Source organism: Flavobacteriales bacterium (assembly GCA_013001705.1).
Taxonomy (GTDB): Bacteria; Bacteroidota; Bacteroidia; order Flavobacteriales_D; family JABDKJ01; genus JABDLZ01.
Genome location: JABDLZ010000100.1, coordinates 13,659 through 29,437, shown reverse-complemented (window position 1 = coordinate 29,437; position 15,779 = coordinate 13,659). Strand labels below are relative to the sequence as shown.

Genomic DNA, 15,779 nt, shown 5'->3' with positions numbered 1-15,779 from the left:
CCTCTGGTAGTCCGATGATCTCCACAAAGACAGAGGTCTCAATTACAGGACACACGCTTTCACCATCCGCAGTGAGGGTGATCGTCACTCCGCCATTGATAGAATCATTGACTCCTGGTTGGTATGTAGTGTTCAATGCATTGATGTCATCAAAGGAGCCATCACCATTTGAGGACCATTGGTAGGATATGGCATTCTGGACCATACCAAAAAGAGTGATTTCTTCATTGGAACAGATCTCCTCAGGAACTAACTGGATATCTACTATAGCTGAATCGTAGAACACGATAGTGCGGGAGTCGGTATCAGCACATATCCCTTCACCTACTGTCCAAGAGATGACATAAGAGCCTGCCTCCGTAGCATTCAGCTCGGTACTTGGACTATCGGCTGAGACTATGACCAATGCAGGGTCGCTCGTGCTCCATTGCCCCTCATCATTGTTTGCACTAATCATATGGGATGAACCGCAGACCTGAATATCGAATCCATCGATCTGGGCAGTCTCCGGCTCTAGATACCTCAGGAGGGTCGTATCGGAAGTCGAACAGCCACCATTCGACACGGTCCATACGGCCAGATATTCTCCATAGCCTGATAGATTATCGATCGGGGAATCGGCCACCACAGAGTTATATAAGAAGCTTCCTGAAAGTATGTCCCAGGTTCCGCTTTCACCGGGTCCGGCAGGAGTGGCGCTGAGGAAGTTGTCTTCCAAGTCACAGAAGGTCAGTGTATCAGGGGATTGAGCCACCGGAGTGGATAGGAACTGTATGGTCACCGTTCCCGAAGAGTCACATCCATTGTCACCTGAGAAATTCCATAAGAAATCATAGCTACCCAGCACACTGACGGTGACCAAGGCGGATGGGTCTGCACTACTAGTGCTGAAACTCACTGCACCAGGACCTAATGGGAACCACTCCCAAGTGCCGTTGCTGGCCGTTGCGGGCATCTGGTATTCAAATGCACAGACGGTCGTATCCACTCCAGCGTATACTGGGGCTGGATCCAGGAAGGTCACTTCAATACTATCCAGACCTATGCACCCAGAGACATCATGGGTCTCTTCAATGAAGAACCAATAGATGCCCGCTGTCGTCACGGTGACCGTAGGGTCCTCTATTTCTGAATCATCAAAGCCGATAGCACCTGGGCCTGATGCAGACCATTGTATCAGGGAATTATCGATGCTTCCATCCAAGGTCAGGGATGAACCACAAACAGTTGTAGCTGCTGCGATGGCAGGTTGTGGGATTTCTGCACCCATGACTATATCGACTTCGAGAGCATTCTGACAGGAAACCTCATCATCTATCAAGACCACATCATAGGTACCGATCGCCAGGCCAGTAGTATCAAAGGTGCTTCCCTCTAATGAGATGATGGTCCCATTGAGATCGACCGAATAATCACCACTTCCGGTCAATATCTGCAGATGTATCTCCCCGTCATCACCGTCACAACCAGTATCAACAACATCCATGGAATAGTCCAGACTGGGAAGTACGGCCACTTGATCGGTCGTACTGCAACCGTTACCGGCATTGGTCCCTTGTACTTCAAATACGCTTTCTTGAGTGGGTGTGAATACAGGGTCCGGACAATCGGTACAGTTGAATAGACTTACTGGATCTCCTGAGATACCACTCCACGAATAGTTGTCACTTCCTTCTGCCTGAAGTTGCACCTCTTGGCCTGCACAGAAGTAGATATCCTCACCAGCATATACCCCTGGTATGATCTTGAAGAAGAAGGTTTCTTGAGCGATCCCAGAAAAATCACAAGCGTCATCGGTAACTACGATCGATACCGGGCCTTGGCTGTAGTTGGGGTTGGCCGTCCAGCAAATTTCCACATGTACGGGATTGGTGCCGGTCACATTCACGCTGGCTCCGGGAATCACTTCGTCTATATTGGTATGTACACTAAGTTCTGCCCCAGCGTTAGGGGAAGTGAAATCATAACTCACACAGAAGTCATCACCGTAGCACATCTTCAATGAATCATCGGAAAGGAGTGTGGCTGTCCCTGATTCCAATGTGAAGTGTGGGTCAAGTGATGAAGGCGGAGCATCTGAGCAGTTCTGGATATAGAATATCTGGTCGAAGACCTGTTCACCGATAAGTGTCCCAGAGGTGTCATACTCATCGACTTTGACCGCTATGGTATAGATTCCTGGATCGGGTGTATTGAAAGAGATGTTTCCGGTATTTGGGTCGATGGTCGCCCCGGTGATGGGTGGGTCGCCTGCATATCCGACCTCATAGGTTGCGGGCATAAAATCCCATGCCCCGTTCGGTACGAGTGCATCTGTGAATGAAAACTGCAGACTATCGTCTTGATCGGGATCATACAGTGCGAGATTATAGTTCACATCCTCATTGGTACAGAATGTTGGAATCGACTCGACCGAACTTTGTGGAGAAGTGTTGCACGGTGCAGCTTGGGGATAGATGACGGCATGTGCGTATTGGTCTACTGCGGAGGTGTTGTCCAGGTTGATGCTCTCTATCCGATACCCCACCTTCCATCTGAGTCGTATGAACTCATGACTGCCATCATGGGTCAGGGTTCCTTCATAGGTGAGTTTGTAGAAGCCCTGCACTCCACCACCATTACACATGGACTGATCGAGCTGTGCTGGGCATATCTGGGAGACCTCTTCCAAACCGACACGGGTGAGATTGACTACTTCAGGATTGAAAGGGGATTTGATGACCCGGACCGACTCCAGAGTGCTTGGATTGGAAATAGCACAGTTATAGAAGATCTTCAGTCGTATCAGATACTCGGTATCGGATACACACTCATAGGCCAGATTAGCTCCGGCAAAGCGCTGTGCATCACCTTGTACGGTGCACATGACCAGCGCGATGAGAGGGATGAGTTTCTTCAGTGTCAGTTCCATTGGGTATCGCGTTCTACCTCTGGTTTGCGATTCCCCTTGCAGTGGGCTTGCAAAGTTAACCTCTAAGTGGATGAGAATCAAGGGTCAAAAGTGATTCTCCGATACGAATCCTAATGGGGTCTGATTTTATTTGAACAAAGAGTCGTTGACAAGGTTCGGTAAGGTGACTCTCAGCTTGGGCTCTTGCTCCATGGCCCGCTTGATGGCGAAGAGGGCTTCGTCATTCCGGGCCCAACTGCGTCTGGCTATGCCATTGTTGACATCCCAATGAAGCATAGAACGTAATCTTCGCTCGGCTTCCGGGCTTCCATCGAGATACATTCCAAAGCCTCCATTGATCACTTCTCCCCATCCTACTCCGCCTCCATTATGCAAGCTGATCCAGGTGGCACCTCTGAAGGCATCCCCTACAAAATTCTGTACGGCCATATCTGCGGTAAATCGCGAACCGTCATAGATATTGCTGGTCTCACGATAAGGTGAATCGGTGCCGCTCACATCGTGATGGTCACGACCAAGAACCACTCCGCTCTTCAATTTTCCATCGGCAATAGCCCGGTTGAAGGCGGAGGCTATGCGCATTCTACCTTCCGCATCTGCGTAGAGGATGCGTGCTTGAGAGCCTACTACCAATTTGTTCTTCTTGGCCCCCTCTATCCACCGGATATTATCCGACATCTGTTGACGTATTTCGGTTGGTGAATCTTGCATCAGTTCTTCAAGAACGTCTGCCGCCAATTGGTCGGTGGTATCCAGGTCTTTTGGGTCATTGCTGCAACATACCCATCGGAAAGGTCCGAATCCATAATCGAAACACATGGGTCCCATGATATCCTGTACATAGCTAGGATATCTGAATTCAGTCGTATCCCCTTTGACATCAGCTCCGGCCCTGCCTGCCTCTAGCAGAAAGGCATTTCCGTAGTCGAAGAAGTACATCCCCTCTTGATCAAGTGAGTTCACAGCTTGGACATGACGCCTCAAGGATTCCTCGACCTTCTCCTTGAATTGCTGCGAATCATCGACCATCAGTTGATTGGACTCATCATAGCTGAGACCTACAGGATAGTAACCCCCCGCCCATGGATTGTGCAACGAAGTTTGATCGCTTCCAAGGTCTACTTTGATATTTCGCTCGACCAGTCGTTCCCAGAGGTCCACGATATTGCCCAAGAAAGCATAGGATCGAGCTTCGCCTTGGGACTGTGAGCGAAGCGCGGCATCGATCACTTGGTCGACATCTGTGATTACCTCATCTACCCAACCCTGCTCATGCCGTTTATAGGCTGCTTTGGGGTTGATCTCTGCAGTGATGCTGGTCACTCCAGCTATGTTGCCGGCCTTGGGCTGAGCACCGCTCATACCTCCTAGACCAGAGGTGACGAAAAGTTTTCCCTCCGGCCGACCGTCTTCTAGTTTACGGCTGGCATTGAGAAGGGTGATGGTCGTTCCATGTACGATTCCCTGTGGGCCTATATACATATAGGACCCCGCGGTCATCTGCCCATACTGGGTCACACCCAGAGCATTGAAGCGCTCCCAGTCATCGGGCTTGCTGTAATTCGGTATCATCATGCCATTCGTCACCACCACACGGGGCGCCTCAACATGCGAAGGAAAAAGCCCAAGAGGGTGCCCTGAATACATCACCAGGGTCTGTTCCTCGGTCATCTCGCTCAGATATTTCATCGTCAGGCGATATTGGGCCCAGTTCTGAAAGACAGCACCATTCCCTCCATATGTGATCAACTCATAAGGATGCTGGGCCACAGCGGGATCCAGGTTATTCTGGATCATGAGCATGATGGCGGCTGCTTGCTCGCACTTCGCTGGATAATCTGAAAGACTCCTTGCATGCATAGGTAACTCAGGCCGGAATCGGTACATATATATCCGACCAAACTCTTCCAATTCCTGCTTGAATTCGAGAAGCAGGGTGTCGTGCTGATGACTCGGGAAATAGCGGAGTGCATTTTTCAGGGCGAGTACTTTCCCTTCTTCATCTAATAGCAGCTTTCTCTTTGGAGCTCGGCTGATCTCCGGGTCAAAAGCAGGATAGGCCGGAATCTTCTGAGGGATTCCTTCTGCAATGCTTTTCTGCAATGAAATGGTGCTCTCTTCGATCATATTCTGTCTTGCGCTTTGGTCTCATTGGGATACGGACAGTGACGACATCCGTTATTACAGCAGTATCCCCGTTTCAAATGATAGGATTCGGTGAATACCATCAGGCCTTCGTCATTGAAATAATAATCATCCTCTGCCAGTGTCCTGTTCATCTTGATCCGGGTAAGAAGTATCTCTTATCGCGTGTGTAAATATCGATAGATTAGTCCGTATGGATTGGACCCGTTCTATGAGTTCAAGGCTGCACGAAGTGAAATTCGTTCAGAAGGACCGCCCTGTGGTCTCATTCTCAGTGCTCAGAGAAGATGAGATTCACCCCATAGTTTCTGGGAATAAATGGAGGAAGCTGAAATATCCTCTCTTGAAGGCAAAGAAGAACGGCACCGAGGTCCTCGTCACATTTGGAGGTGCATATTCAAATCATATCGCTGCCACCGCCTTTGCCGCCAAGGTCTCAGGGCTTCGAAGTATCGGATTGATTCGAGGCCATGAACTTCAAGTAGAGAACTCCACGTTAAAGACCGCCCAAGAGAATGGCATGCAACTCCAATTCGTTGATCGCAGTGCTTATAGGGAAAACAAGCAAAAATTGATCGAGGACTTGGGTCTGAAAGAAGCATTCATGGTCATCCCTGAAGGTGGTGCATCTCTCCTTGGGGTGAAAGGATGTGAAGAGATTCTGGACGAGCGGATGGAAAAGTACACCCATATCAGTTGCAGCGCAGGTACGGGTACCATGGCCGCTGGACTGTTGAAGAGCCTGAGATCTGGGCAAGTTCTTGAAGTCTATTCAGCCTTGAAGGGACACTTCCTTTGGCAGGATATTGAGAAAATGGCCGGTATCAATGCAGATAGACTCCGGTTGACAGATGCCTATTGCTTCGGGGGATATGCTAAGACCGATGACGCACTTTTCTCCTTCATGCGGGCATTCTATGATCAGACCGGTATCCCCTTGGATCCTGTCTATACCGCAAAATTTTTCTATGGTGTCATCCAAGACATGTATGAGGGAACATTGCCGAAAGAAGGTCGGGTTTTGGCCATCCATTCCGGTGGCTTGCAGGGAATCGCGGGTATCGAGAAGCGGGATGAGGTGACTTTATTCGATATTTGAGTTCTGGCCTGAATATTGGCTCAATCACACAGAAAAACACATCATGAAGAATCTAGCACTCTGTATGCTTATCGCCCTTTCTATTTCCTGTGGGAATAGCAAGGTGGTGACGACCGATGTTCAAGATAGACCCTTGGACGCTAAAAAAGTCGTGACTGAAATGGGTTATGAACAGAAGACGGACCCATATACGATACAATCGGCCGAAGTAAAGGGCACATTCCTTCATCTTCAGGTGGAGTATAGCGGAGGCTGTGAAGGCCACACCTTCGAGCTCTTCACTGATGGTTTGATCATGAAGAGCCTACCACCGAAACAACGGTTCTATTTACGGCACTATGCTCATGATGACACCTGCGAGAGTATGATCCAAGAAGATATCGTCTTCGATCTGGATGGAATCGTGTCTGAAGGGAACTCCCTTGTCATAATTCTTGAAGGATATAAGGGAGATCTCAGAATGAATTTCTGAACCCTCTATCAACAATCGATCGTTATTAGCGTTGATAACTCAGGCTAGCCCTCCACACCCCCTCCAGATACATTTGTTGTTCAATCGTCAAGTCAATGACTATGCAGTCAATGAAGGTTCTGGTCCTATGTCTTTTCACTTCGGTGATAGCATCGTCTCTTCATGCCAGTGGAGAGAAGTCGGATCGTGATCGCTACATCGAGGAGTGGAAGGAATTGGCCATCGAGCAGATGTACGCACACGGCATACCTGCCAGCATCACTTTAGCCCAAGGTATATTGGAGAGTGGCAATGGAAAAAGTATCCTGACCAGACAGGCCAACAATCATTTCGGCATCAAATGTCATGGTTGGGACGGTCCGGGCGTATTCAAGGATGATGACCGCAAGAATGAATGTTTCCGCAAGTACAATGAGGCCAAGGATTCATTTGAAGACCACAGTCTTTTTTTGAAACGGCCGAGATATCAAGCACTCTTCGAACTTGATATCAAGGATTATAAGGGATGGGCCAAAGGATTGAAGAAGGCCGGATATGCTACCGATCCCGCCTATGCTCGTAGACTTATACGTATCATAGAAGATAATGAACTGTACCGCTACGATGAGGAGCTGTTGGCTTCGGTAGATAAGGTACAACAGCAGGCCAAACCCAGATTCGAAGAGCAGAGCAGATTGAATTCTGCAGATAGAGAGGTCATCGACTTACGCAGATACCGCGAAGTGTTCCAACATGCCAATGCGGTCCGCTTCGTCAAAGCGCGTCAAGGAGATGACATCCACCTGATCGCAGAGGATCTCGATCTGGCACCTTGGCAGATCTCCAAGTACAATGACCTTCCACGTCATCATCGATTTTCTGGAGGAGAGGTCGTATTTATCCAACCCAAACGCAAACGGGCCACGGCAGAATATCATATCGCCATCAAGGGAGAGACCTTGAGGACCATTTCTCAGCGATACGGGGTCAAACTTAAATTTTTGGTCAAGTACAACGGACTTTCTGCAGATAGTCCCTTGAGCAGTCGCACCAAGGTGCATCTTCGCAAACCTTCCGGCTGACAGCGAGTCCTTTTCTTTATTTCTTTGCGCGCTACAATTCAGATATACGATGAAGCGGGTAGAGATCTCTAACATCCTTTCAAAACCTTCACTAGGAGATGCAATCACGGTATGTGGTTGGGTGCGGACATTCAGAAATGACCGATTCATCGCTTTAAATGATGGATCCACGCTCAAGAATCTTCAGGTAGTAGTGGATGCTGAAGAGCTTGCCAGCGAGGTATTGAGAGAACTGAATACCGGTGCGGCCATTCAGGTGAGAGGAAAGCTTGTAGAGTCCCAAGGAGCAGGGCAGAATGTAGAGATACATGCGGATGAGGTGACCATACTTGGGACCTCTGATCCTGAAGAGTATCCGCTCCAACCCAAGCGCCATAGTCTGGAGTTCTTGAGAGAGAAGGCCCACCTCCGCATGCGTACCAACACCTTCAGCGCAGTTTTCCGCATCAGGCACGCAGCTTCCTATGCGATTCATCGCTACTTCAATGACAACGGTTTCTATATGATGCATTCCCCCATCATAACCGGAAGCGATGCCGAAGGAGCCGGGGAGATGTTCAGAGTGACATCCTTGGATCTAGAAGACCTGCCGAGAAATGAAGAAGGAAGAGTAGATGTAAGAGAAGACTTCTTTGGAAAAGAGACCCATCTGACCGTATCTGGACAGTTGGAAGCAGAATTGGGTGCCTTGGCGCTCGGCAAGGTCTACACCTTCGGCCCTACATTCAGAGCAGAGAATAGTAACACCTCTAGACACCTGGCCGAATTCTGGATGATCGAGCCGGAGATCGCTTTTGCCGATCTGCAGGATGACATGGATATGGCAGAGGATATGATGAGATACATCATATCACATGTGATGGAGAATTGCAAAGATGACCTCCATTTCTTGGAGAACAGAGAATTGCAGGAAGACAAACAACGCCCCATGGCCGAGCGGCAGGAGATGCCTCTGGGCCAACGATTGGACTTCGTGAAGGATAATCCCTTCGAGCGCATCACCTATACCGAGGCGATCGATATACTTCGCAATTCCAAACCCTTCAAGAAGAAGAAGTTCAAATTCCCAGTGGAGTGGGGTACTGATCTACAGAGCGAGCACGAACGATTCCTTGTGGAGAAGCATTTCAAGAAACCCGTGATCATCTATGACTATCCGGCCGGTATCAAGGCATTCTATATGCGTGAGAACGAGGATAAGAAGACCGTGGCCGCCATGGATGTCTTATTCCCGGGGATCGGGGAGATCATCGGAGGGTCACAGCGAGAAGAGCGCTTAGACGTGCTTAAACGGAAATGTGAAGACTTCGCTATCCCCGAAGAACATGTCTGGTGGTATCTAGAGACCAGAAAATTCGGGACGTGCCCACATGCCGGCTTCGGACTTGGTTTCGAACGGCTCATCATGTTTCTCACGGGTATGGGGAACGTAAGGGATGTAATACCTTTTCCAAGAACTCCACAGAACGCTTCGTTCTGACAGAACTTAAGCGTTTTCCTTCTTTACAATTGATAGGCAATGCGGCCGTTCGACCTACTCTTTCATCCAGAATCAGGAATTGAAGAGAAATATTCACACTACGGTGTTGTATTTAAGAACGTTTCGTTTAAATTTGCACCCCCTTAAACGGGGAGTGTACTAGTATAGCTAAGATTAAATAGCTGCAAATGCCTACAATACAACAACTTGTAAGGAAGGGACGAACGTCCAAATCGAAGACCAGCAAATCTGCTGCTCTGAACTCCTGCCCACAGCGCAGAGGAGTATGTGTGAGAGTATATACCACCACTCCTAAGAAACCTAATTCTGCCATGAGGAAAGTGGCCCGTGTTCGTTTGACGAACGGGAATGAGGTCAATGCCTATATCGGAGGAGAAGGTCATAATCTACAAGAACACAGTATCGTGCTCGTACGCGGTGGAAGGGTCAAAGACCTTCCAGGTGTACGTTACCACATCGTACGTGGAGCTTTGGACACTGCAGGTGTACAAGGCAGAACGCAGCGCAGAAGTAAATACGGTGCTAAGAAGCCTAAGAAATAAGCTGAGCCATGAGAAGACAAAGGGCCAAGAAGCATATCATCCTACCTGATCCGAAGTTCAACGACATCACGGTCACCAAGTTCGTCAACAATATGATGATGGACGGTAAAAAGGATAAAGCATTCAAGATCTTCTACGATGCGATCGATATCGTGGATGAGAAGTCAGAAGACGAAAGCGGTTTGGAGGTGTTCAAAAAAGCATTGTCCAATATCTGCCCAGGTGTGGAAGTCCGCAGCCGTAGGGTAGGTGGTGCAACTTTCCAGATTCCTACTCCTATAAGAGATAGCCGGAAAGTTAGTATGGGCATGAAGTGGCTCATCCTTTTTGCTCGCAAGAGAAACGAGAAAGGTATGCACAGGAAACTGGCTGCTGAGATCCTAGCAGGTGCCAAGGAAGAAGGCGCTGCTTACAAGAAAAAAGAAGACACGCACAGAATGGCAGAAGCCAATAAGGCATTCTCCCATTTCAGATTCTAAGACCAAGCAACAGGATTACTTGATAAGAAGATGGCAAGAGATTTAAGAAATACAAGGAATATCGGTATCGCAGCACACATCGATGCCGGTAAGACCACCACCACTGAGCGTATCCTCTATTACGCGGGAGTGAGCCATAAGATAGGTGAGGTCCATGATGGAGCAGCCACTATGGACTGGATGGAGCAGGAGCAGGAGAGAGGGATTACCATCACTTCTGCCGCGACTACCGTATTCTGGAATTATAGGGACACCGAGTATCATGTGAACATCATCGATACCCCGGGACACGTGGATTTCACGGTAGAGGTGAACAGATCCCTGCGTGTTTTGGATGGTCTTGTCTTCCTTTTCAGTGCAGTGGATGGTGTAGAGCCTCAATCCGAGACCAACTGGAGATTGGCGGATAATTATAATGTACCTCGTATCGGATTCGTCAACAAGATGGACCGTCAAGGTGCTAACTTCTTGAAAGTGTGCAAGCAGGTCAAGGAGATGCTCGGTTCTAAGGCCGTGCCTCTACAGCTTCCTATCGGGGCTGAAGACAACTTCAAAGGAGTGGTCGACCTGATCAACTTCCGAGGCATCGAGTGGAATGATGAGGATATGGGAATGACCTTCAAGGAGGTGGAGATCCCAGCAGATATGCTCGAAGAAGCCACCATGTACAGAGAACAGCTCCTAGAAGCCGTTGCTGAACATGATGATACCTTGATGGAGAAATATTTCGAGGATCCGAATTCAATTACCGAAAGAGAGATTCTCACAGCTTTGAGAGAAGCGACCATCGCAGGGGACTTCGTTCCTATGACCTGTGGTTCTGCCTTTAAGAACAAAGGAGTACAGACCATGTTGGACTACGTGATGGAGATCATGCCTTCACCGCTTGATACAGAGGCGATCACAGGAATGAATCCTAAGACGGAAGAAGAGACTTCTAGAAAACCTTCTCAGGAAGAGCCTTTTGCTGCCCTTGCATTCAAGATCGCAACCGATCCATACGTAGGTCGTTTGTGCTTCACTAGAGCTTACTCCGGAGTGTTGGAGTCAGGTTCTTACGTGCTGAATTCACGTACCATGAAGAAGGAGCGTATCTCGAGGATCTTCCAGATGCATGCTAACAAGCAGAATCAGATCGAAAAGCTTCAAGCAGGGGATATCGCAGCATTGGTCGGTTTCAAGGACATCAAAACAGGAGATACTCTGTGTGATCTGGATAAGCCTATCGTGCTCGAATCCATGGATTTCCCTGATCCGGTGATCGGTATCGCAATCGAGCCTAAGACCCAGGCAGATGTCGATAAATTGGGAATGGCCCTCGGTAAATTGACTGAAGAGGATCCTACCCTCACTGTACGTACAGATGAAGATTCTGGACAGACCATCATCTCAGGAATGGGTGAGCTGCACCTGGACATCATCTTGGACCGTCTCAAGAGGGAATTCAAGGTCGAGTGTAATCAAGGTCAGCCTCAGGTGAACTACAAGGAGACCGTTCAAGGTACCATTGATCACAGAGAAGTCTACAAGAAGCAGACTGGTGGTCGAGGAAAGTTCGCAGATATCGTGATCACCGTTGGTGCTGCCGATGAAGACCAAGAAGAAGATCTGCTCTTTGTCAACAGTATCAAGGGAGGTAATGTCCCGAAGGAATTCATTCCATCCGTGGAAAAAGGATTCAAGGATTCCATGAAGAATGGGGTACTGGCCGGTTTCCCGATGGATAAGATGAAAGTGGTGTTGAGAGACGGAAGTTTCCACCCGGTGGATTCGGATCAGCTTTCATTCGAGCTCTGTGCCAAAATGGCCTACAGAGAGGCTATGCCTAAATGTAATCCAGTACTTCTTGAGCCTATAATGAAACTCGAAGTCCTCACTCCTGAGGAGAACATGGGTGACATCGTAGGTGACTTGAATAGAAGAAGAGGAATGGTAGAAGGAATGGATGACAGAGCTGGAGCCAAGGTGATCAAAGCCATGGTACCGCTATCTGAGATGTTCGGATATGTCACTGCCCTCCGTACGATGAGTTCAGGTAGAGCAACTTCTACCATGGAATTCTCACACTACGACCCAGCACCGAAGAATGTGTCTGATGAGGTAGTGGATAAGGCTAAAGGAAAAGTCAACGCTTAAGACTGAAGAAGATGAGTCAAAAGATTCGAATCAAATTGAAGTCATACGATCACAACCTGGTGGATAAATCTGCCGAGAAGATCGTGAAGACCGTGAAGTCTACGGGAGCTGTGGTCAGTGGACCAGTACCTCTCCCGACTCACAAAAGGATCTATACAGTCCTGAAATCTCCACACGTGAATAAAAAAGCACGTGAGCAGTTCGAATTGAACTCCTACAAGAGATTGATGGATATCTATAGCTCTTCTTCGAAGACGGTGGATGCTCTGATGAGATTGGAGCTGCCGAGCGGAGTTGAAGTAGAAATCAAGGTGTGACCTGCTAAATAACTAAGACATGCCAGGTATCATAGGTAAGAAAATAGGAATGACCAGCATCTTCTCTGAAAATGGGGAGAATGTTCCGTGCACCATCGTTCAGTGTGAACCCAATGTGGTCACTCAGGTCAAAACCTCCGATAAGGACGGTTATGAGGCTGTTCAGCTCGGACACGGTGACCAAAAGGAGTCACGTACCAGCCGTCCATTGGCCGGTCACTTCAAAAAAGCAGGGGTATCTCCCAAACAGACCCTCCGAGAATTCAAGTTCAAGGGGCAAGAAGAAGAGATGGCCATGGGAAGCGAAGTATCTGTCGAACTCTTCAATGAAGGTGAATTCGTCAGCGTGATCGGCACCTCAAAGGGTAAAGGATTCCAAGGGGTGGTCAAGCGCCACGGTTTTGCTGGAGTAGGTCAAGCCACTCACGGTCAGCATAACAGGATGAGAGCACCTGGTTCTATCGGTGCGGCTTCATATCCTGCGAGAGTATTCAAGGGAATGAGAATGGCCGGTCAGACTGGAAACCATCGAGTGACCACCGAGAACCTCAAGGTCATGAAAGTGGTTCCTGAACAAGGACTCCTCTACTTGAAAGGAGCCGTGCCAGGTCACAAAGGTTCAACCATATTAGTCAAGAAGTAATCATGGAACTCGAGATTTATAACATAGAGGGTAAGAAGACCTCCAAGAAGGTCAAGCTCGAGGATTCCGTTTTTGGAGTCGAGCCCAACGACCATGCGATCTATCTGGATGTGAAGCAGATCCTGGCAAATGCACGCCAAGGAACACACAAGTCCAAAGAGCGTGGTGAGATCACAGGGAGTACCAAGAAGATCCGCAAGCAGAAAGGAACAGGAGGAGCCCGAAGAGGTGATATCAAAGATCCATTGCTTCGCGGTGGTGGTACCATCTTCGGTCCACGTCCTAGAAACTACAGTTTCAAACTCAATAAGAAACTGAAGAAGGCTGCGAGACGCTCAGCGCTTTCATACAAAGCCAAGGCAGAAGGGATCACCATTCTCGATCAATTGACGATGGAAGCCCCCAAGACCAAAGAATTCAAGACCATCGTCAACAACTTGGGATTTGACGGAAAGAAGACACTATTCGTAGTAGAGGAGAAGAGCGACAACGTTTACCTATCATCTAGGAACATCCCAGGTGCCAAGGTCACAGTCGCTTCTGATCTCAATACCTACGATATCATGAATAGCCAGCAGGTGGTCTTTACTCCTGGAGCTATAGAAGTAGTGCATAATAACCTCAAGAACTGAATCAGTCATGGCAGAGATCATCATACGACCCATCGTCACTGAAAGGTTGACAGAGGAGGCAGAGAGATTCAATCGATATGGATTCATCGTTGACAAGGAAGCCAACAAGATCCAGATCAGGGAATCTGTAGAAAAAATGTATGGCGTAAGTGTTACTGGAGTTCGCACCATGAATTACATGGGCAAGAAGAATACCAGATACACCACATCAGGCATGATCAAAGGCAACAAGGCATCTTATAAGAAGGCCATCGTTACTGTTGCCGATGGAGATAGCATTGATTTTTACGCTGGAATCTAAGAAGTAATGGCAGTTAGAAAATTCAATCCAACTACGCCAGGTCAAAGGCACAAGGTCATTTCCACATTCGAGGAGATCACCAGCTCTAAACCTGAGAAGAGCCTCTTAGCACCCATCAAGAAGTCTGGGGGTAGGAATAATACTGGTAAGATGACCATGCGCTATCGCGGTGGAGGTCACAAGCGGAGATATCGTCTCATCGATTTCAAGCGCGATAAGCAGAATATGGCGGCTGAGGTGGTGAGCATCGAGTACGATCCGAATCGTTCGGCCCGAATCGCCTTGTTGAAGTACAAGGACGGTGTAAAGAAGTATATCATCGCTCCAAGTGGCTTGGAAGTGGGAGCTAAGATAGAATCAGGTAAAGGAGTCAATCCTGAAGTAGGGAATGCACTTTATCTGAGTGAGATTCCATTGGGAACGGTGATTCACAACATCGAATTGAGACCTGGAGGCGGAGGCCAATTGGCACGAAGCGCTGGTTCATATGCTCAGCTCAATGCGCGAGATGGAAAATATGCGATTGTCAAGCTTCCTTCTGGAGAGACCAGAATGATACTGACCTCATGCATGGCCACTATCGGATCAGTATCCAACTCGGAGCACATGCTCACCCGATCAGGTAAAGCAGGTCGTTCGAGATGGCTGGGACGCAGACCACGAGTAAGAGGTGTAGCCATGAACCCGGTCGATCACCCGATGGGTGGTGGTGAAGGACGTTCATCCGGTGGACACCCTAGATCCAGAAATGGAGTACCTGCCAAAGGATACAAGACCCGAAGCCGTACGAAGGCATCGAACAAGCATATTATTGAAAGACGCAAGAAGTAATTGAATCATGAGTCGTTCGCTAAAAAAACCACCATACGTGCACTACAAGCTGATGCAGCATGTAGAACAAGCCCAGAGCTCAGGAAAGAAATCTGTGATCAAGACCTGGTCCAGAGCATCTACTATCACTCCTGAATTCGTAGGATTGACCATCGCAGTGCACAATGGCAAGACATTTATTCCGGTCTATGTGACCGAGAATATGGTAGGACACAAGTTGGGAGAATTTTCTCCTACTAGGACCTTCAGAGGACACTCTGGAAACAAGAAATAATAAGAACGCTACAATAGGTTATAGAGATGGGATCTCGAAAACAATTAAGTGCGGAGAAAAGAAAAGAGGAATTGAAGAGCATTGCTTTTGCAAAGCTCAACAACTGCCCTACATCACCTCGTAAGATGCGATTGGTGGCAGATATCATCCGCGGCAAGAATGTCTACGATGCACTCAACATCCTCAAGTTCTCCCAGAAGGAAGCATCCAGAAGACTGGAGAAGCTGCTTCTGTCCGCGATCAACAATTGGGAGCAGAAGAACGAGGGAGAACGTGCAGATGATGCAGAGCTCTTTGTGAAAAGCATCAATGTGGATAGCGCAAGGATGTTGAAACGCATTCAGCCAGCTCCTCAAGGTCGAGCACATCGGATAAGGAAGAGATCCAATCACGTCACTTTGGTGGTGGATAGTAAGAACGCGAAGTCAGAATAAA

Annotated in this window: 17 protein-coding genes; 14 read left to right on the top strand and 3 right to left on the bottom strand. The window is 48.3% G+C overall.

Going from position 1 to position 15,779, the window contains the following annotated elements; translation table 11 throughout:
• The 3 genes from HKN79_04195 to HKN79_04185 all read right to left on the bottom strand — a co-directional run.
• A partial coding sequence (locus HKN79_04195) for a hypothetical protein (protein NNC82756.1) occupies window positions 1-2,911 on the bottom strand: 2,911 nt, incomplete at its 3' end.
• Between the two features lie 126 nt (window positions 2,912-3,037).
• Complete coding sequence (locus tag HKN79_04190; protein NNC82755.1) at window positions 3,038-5,020, bottom strand: urocanate hydratase; 1,983 nt, start codon at window positions 5,018-5,020, stop codon at window positions 3,038-3,040.
• A gap of 14 nt (window positions 5,021-5,034) precedes the next feature.
• The gene (locus tag HKN79_04185; GenBank protein ID NNC82754.1) at window positions 5,035-5,190 is read right to left on the bottom strand and encodes a hypothetical protein; all 156 of its coding nucleotides are present in this window, start codon (window positions 5,188-5,190) and stop codon (window positions 5,035-5,037) included.
• A 77-nt stretch (window positions 5,191-5,267) separates the two neighbouring features.
• Here HKN79_04185 and HKN79_04180 point away from each other — a divergent pair, with 77 nt between their 5' ends.
• The 14 genes from HKN79_04180 (at window position 5,268) to rplV (ending at window position 15,778) form a co-directional block, all read left to right on the top strand.
• Window positions 5,268-6,155, top strand: a complete 888-nt coding sequence (locus HKN79_04180) for a pyridoxal-phosphate dependent enzyme (protein NNC82753.1) — start codon at window positions 5,268-5,270, stop codon at window positions 6,153-6,155.
• Between the two features lie 43 nt (window positions 6,156-6,198).
• On the top strand, window positions 6,199-6,627 hold the full coding sequence (locus HKN79_04175) for a hypothetical protein (protein NNC82752.1): 429 nt from the start codon (window positions 6,199-6,201) through the stop codon (window positions 6,625-6,627).
• A 95-nt stretch (window positions 6,628-6,722) separates the two neighbouring features.
• Window positions 6,723-7,688, top strand: coding sequence for a LysM peptidoglycan-binding domain-containing protein (locus tag HKN79_04170; GenBank protein NNC82751.1), 966 nt, complete (start codon window positions 6,723-6,725; stop codon window positions 7,686-7,688).
• A 49-nt stretch (window positions 7,689-7,737) separates the two neighbouring features.
• The gene (gene asnS, locus HKN79_04165) at window positions 7,738-9,168 is read left to right on the top strand and encodes an asparagine--tRNA ligase (GenBank protein NNC82750.1); all 1,431 of its coding nucleotides are present in this window, start codon (window positions 7,738-7,740) and stop codon (window positions 9,166-9,168) included.
• 188 nt (window positions 9,169-9,356) lie between these two features.
• Window positions 9,357-9,731, top strand: a complete 375-nt coding sequence (locus tag HKN79_04160) for a 30S ribosomal protein S12 (GenBank protein NNC82749.1) — start codon at window positions 9,357-9,359, stop codon at window positions 9,729-9,731.
• A gap of 8 nt (window positions 9,732-9,739) precedes the next feature.
• Window positions 9,740-10,210: a 30S ribosomal protein S7 gene (gene rpsG, locus HKN79_04155; protein NNC82748.1), complete on the top strand. Its 471-nt coding sequence runs from the start codon at window positions 9,740-9,742 to the stop codon at window positions 10,208-10,210.
• Between the two features lie 30 nt (window positions 10,211-10,240).
• Window positions 10,241-12,346 (top strand): elongation factor G, encoded by a 2,106-nt coding sequence (fusA, locus tag HKN79_04150; protein ID NNC82747.1) that lies wholly within the window; start codon window positions 10,241-10,243, stop codon window positions 12,344-12,346.
• Window positions 12,347-12,357: 11 nt separating this feature from the next.
• The gene (gene rpsJ / locus HKN79_04145) at window positions 12,358-12,663 is read left to right on the top strand and encodes a 30S ribosomal protein S10 (protein ID NNC82746.1); all 306 of its coding nucleotides are present in this window, start codon (window positions 12,358-12,360) and stop codon (window positions 12,661-12,663) included.
• Window positions 12,664-12,682: 19 nt separating this feature from the next.
• The gene (gene rplC, locus HKN79_04140) at window positions 12,683-13,306 is read left to right on the top strand and encodes a 50S ribosomal protein L3 (GenBank protein ID NNC82745.1); all 624 of its coding nucleotides are present in this window, start codon (window positions 12,683-12,685) and stop codon (window positions 13,304-13,306) included.
• A 2-nt stretch (window positions 13,307-13,308) separates the two neighbouring features.
• Window positions 13,309-13,938: a 50S ribosomal protein L4 gene (gene rplD, locus HKN79_04135; GenBank protein ID NNC82744.1), complete on the top strand. Its 630-nt coding sequence runs from the start codon at window positions 13,309-13,311 to the stop codon at window positions 13,936-13,938.
• Window positions 13,939-13,945: 7 nt separating this feature from the next.
• Entirely contained in the window at window positions 13,946-14,239 is a 294-nt protein-coding gene (gene rplW, locus HKN79_04130) for a 50S ribosomal protein L23 (protein ID NNC82743.1), read from the top strand.
• Window positions 14,240-14,245: 6 nt separating this feature from the next.
• A complete protein-coding gene (rplB, locus tag HKN79_04125) occupies window positions 14,246-15,070 on the top strand; it encodes a 50S ribosomal protein L2 (GenBank protein ID NNC82742.1) in 825 nt (274 codons plus the stop codon).
• Between the two features lie 7 nt (window positions 15,071-15,077).
• On the top strand, window positions 15,078-15,344 hold the full coding sequence (gene rpsS / locus HKN79_04120; protein NNC82741.1) for a 30S ribosomal protein S19: 267 nt from the start codon (window positions 15,078-15,080) through the stop codon (window positions 15,342-15,344).
• A gap of 26 nt (window positions 15,345-15,370) precedes the next feature.
• Window positions 15,371-15,778 (top strand): 50S ribosomal protein L22, encoded by a 408-nt coding sequence (gene rplV / locus HKN79_04115; GenBank protein NNC82740.1) that lies wholly within the window; start codon window positions 15,371-15,373, stop codon window positions 15,776-15,778.
• The last annotated feature ends 1 nt before the right edge of the window (window position 15,779 follow it).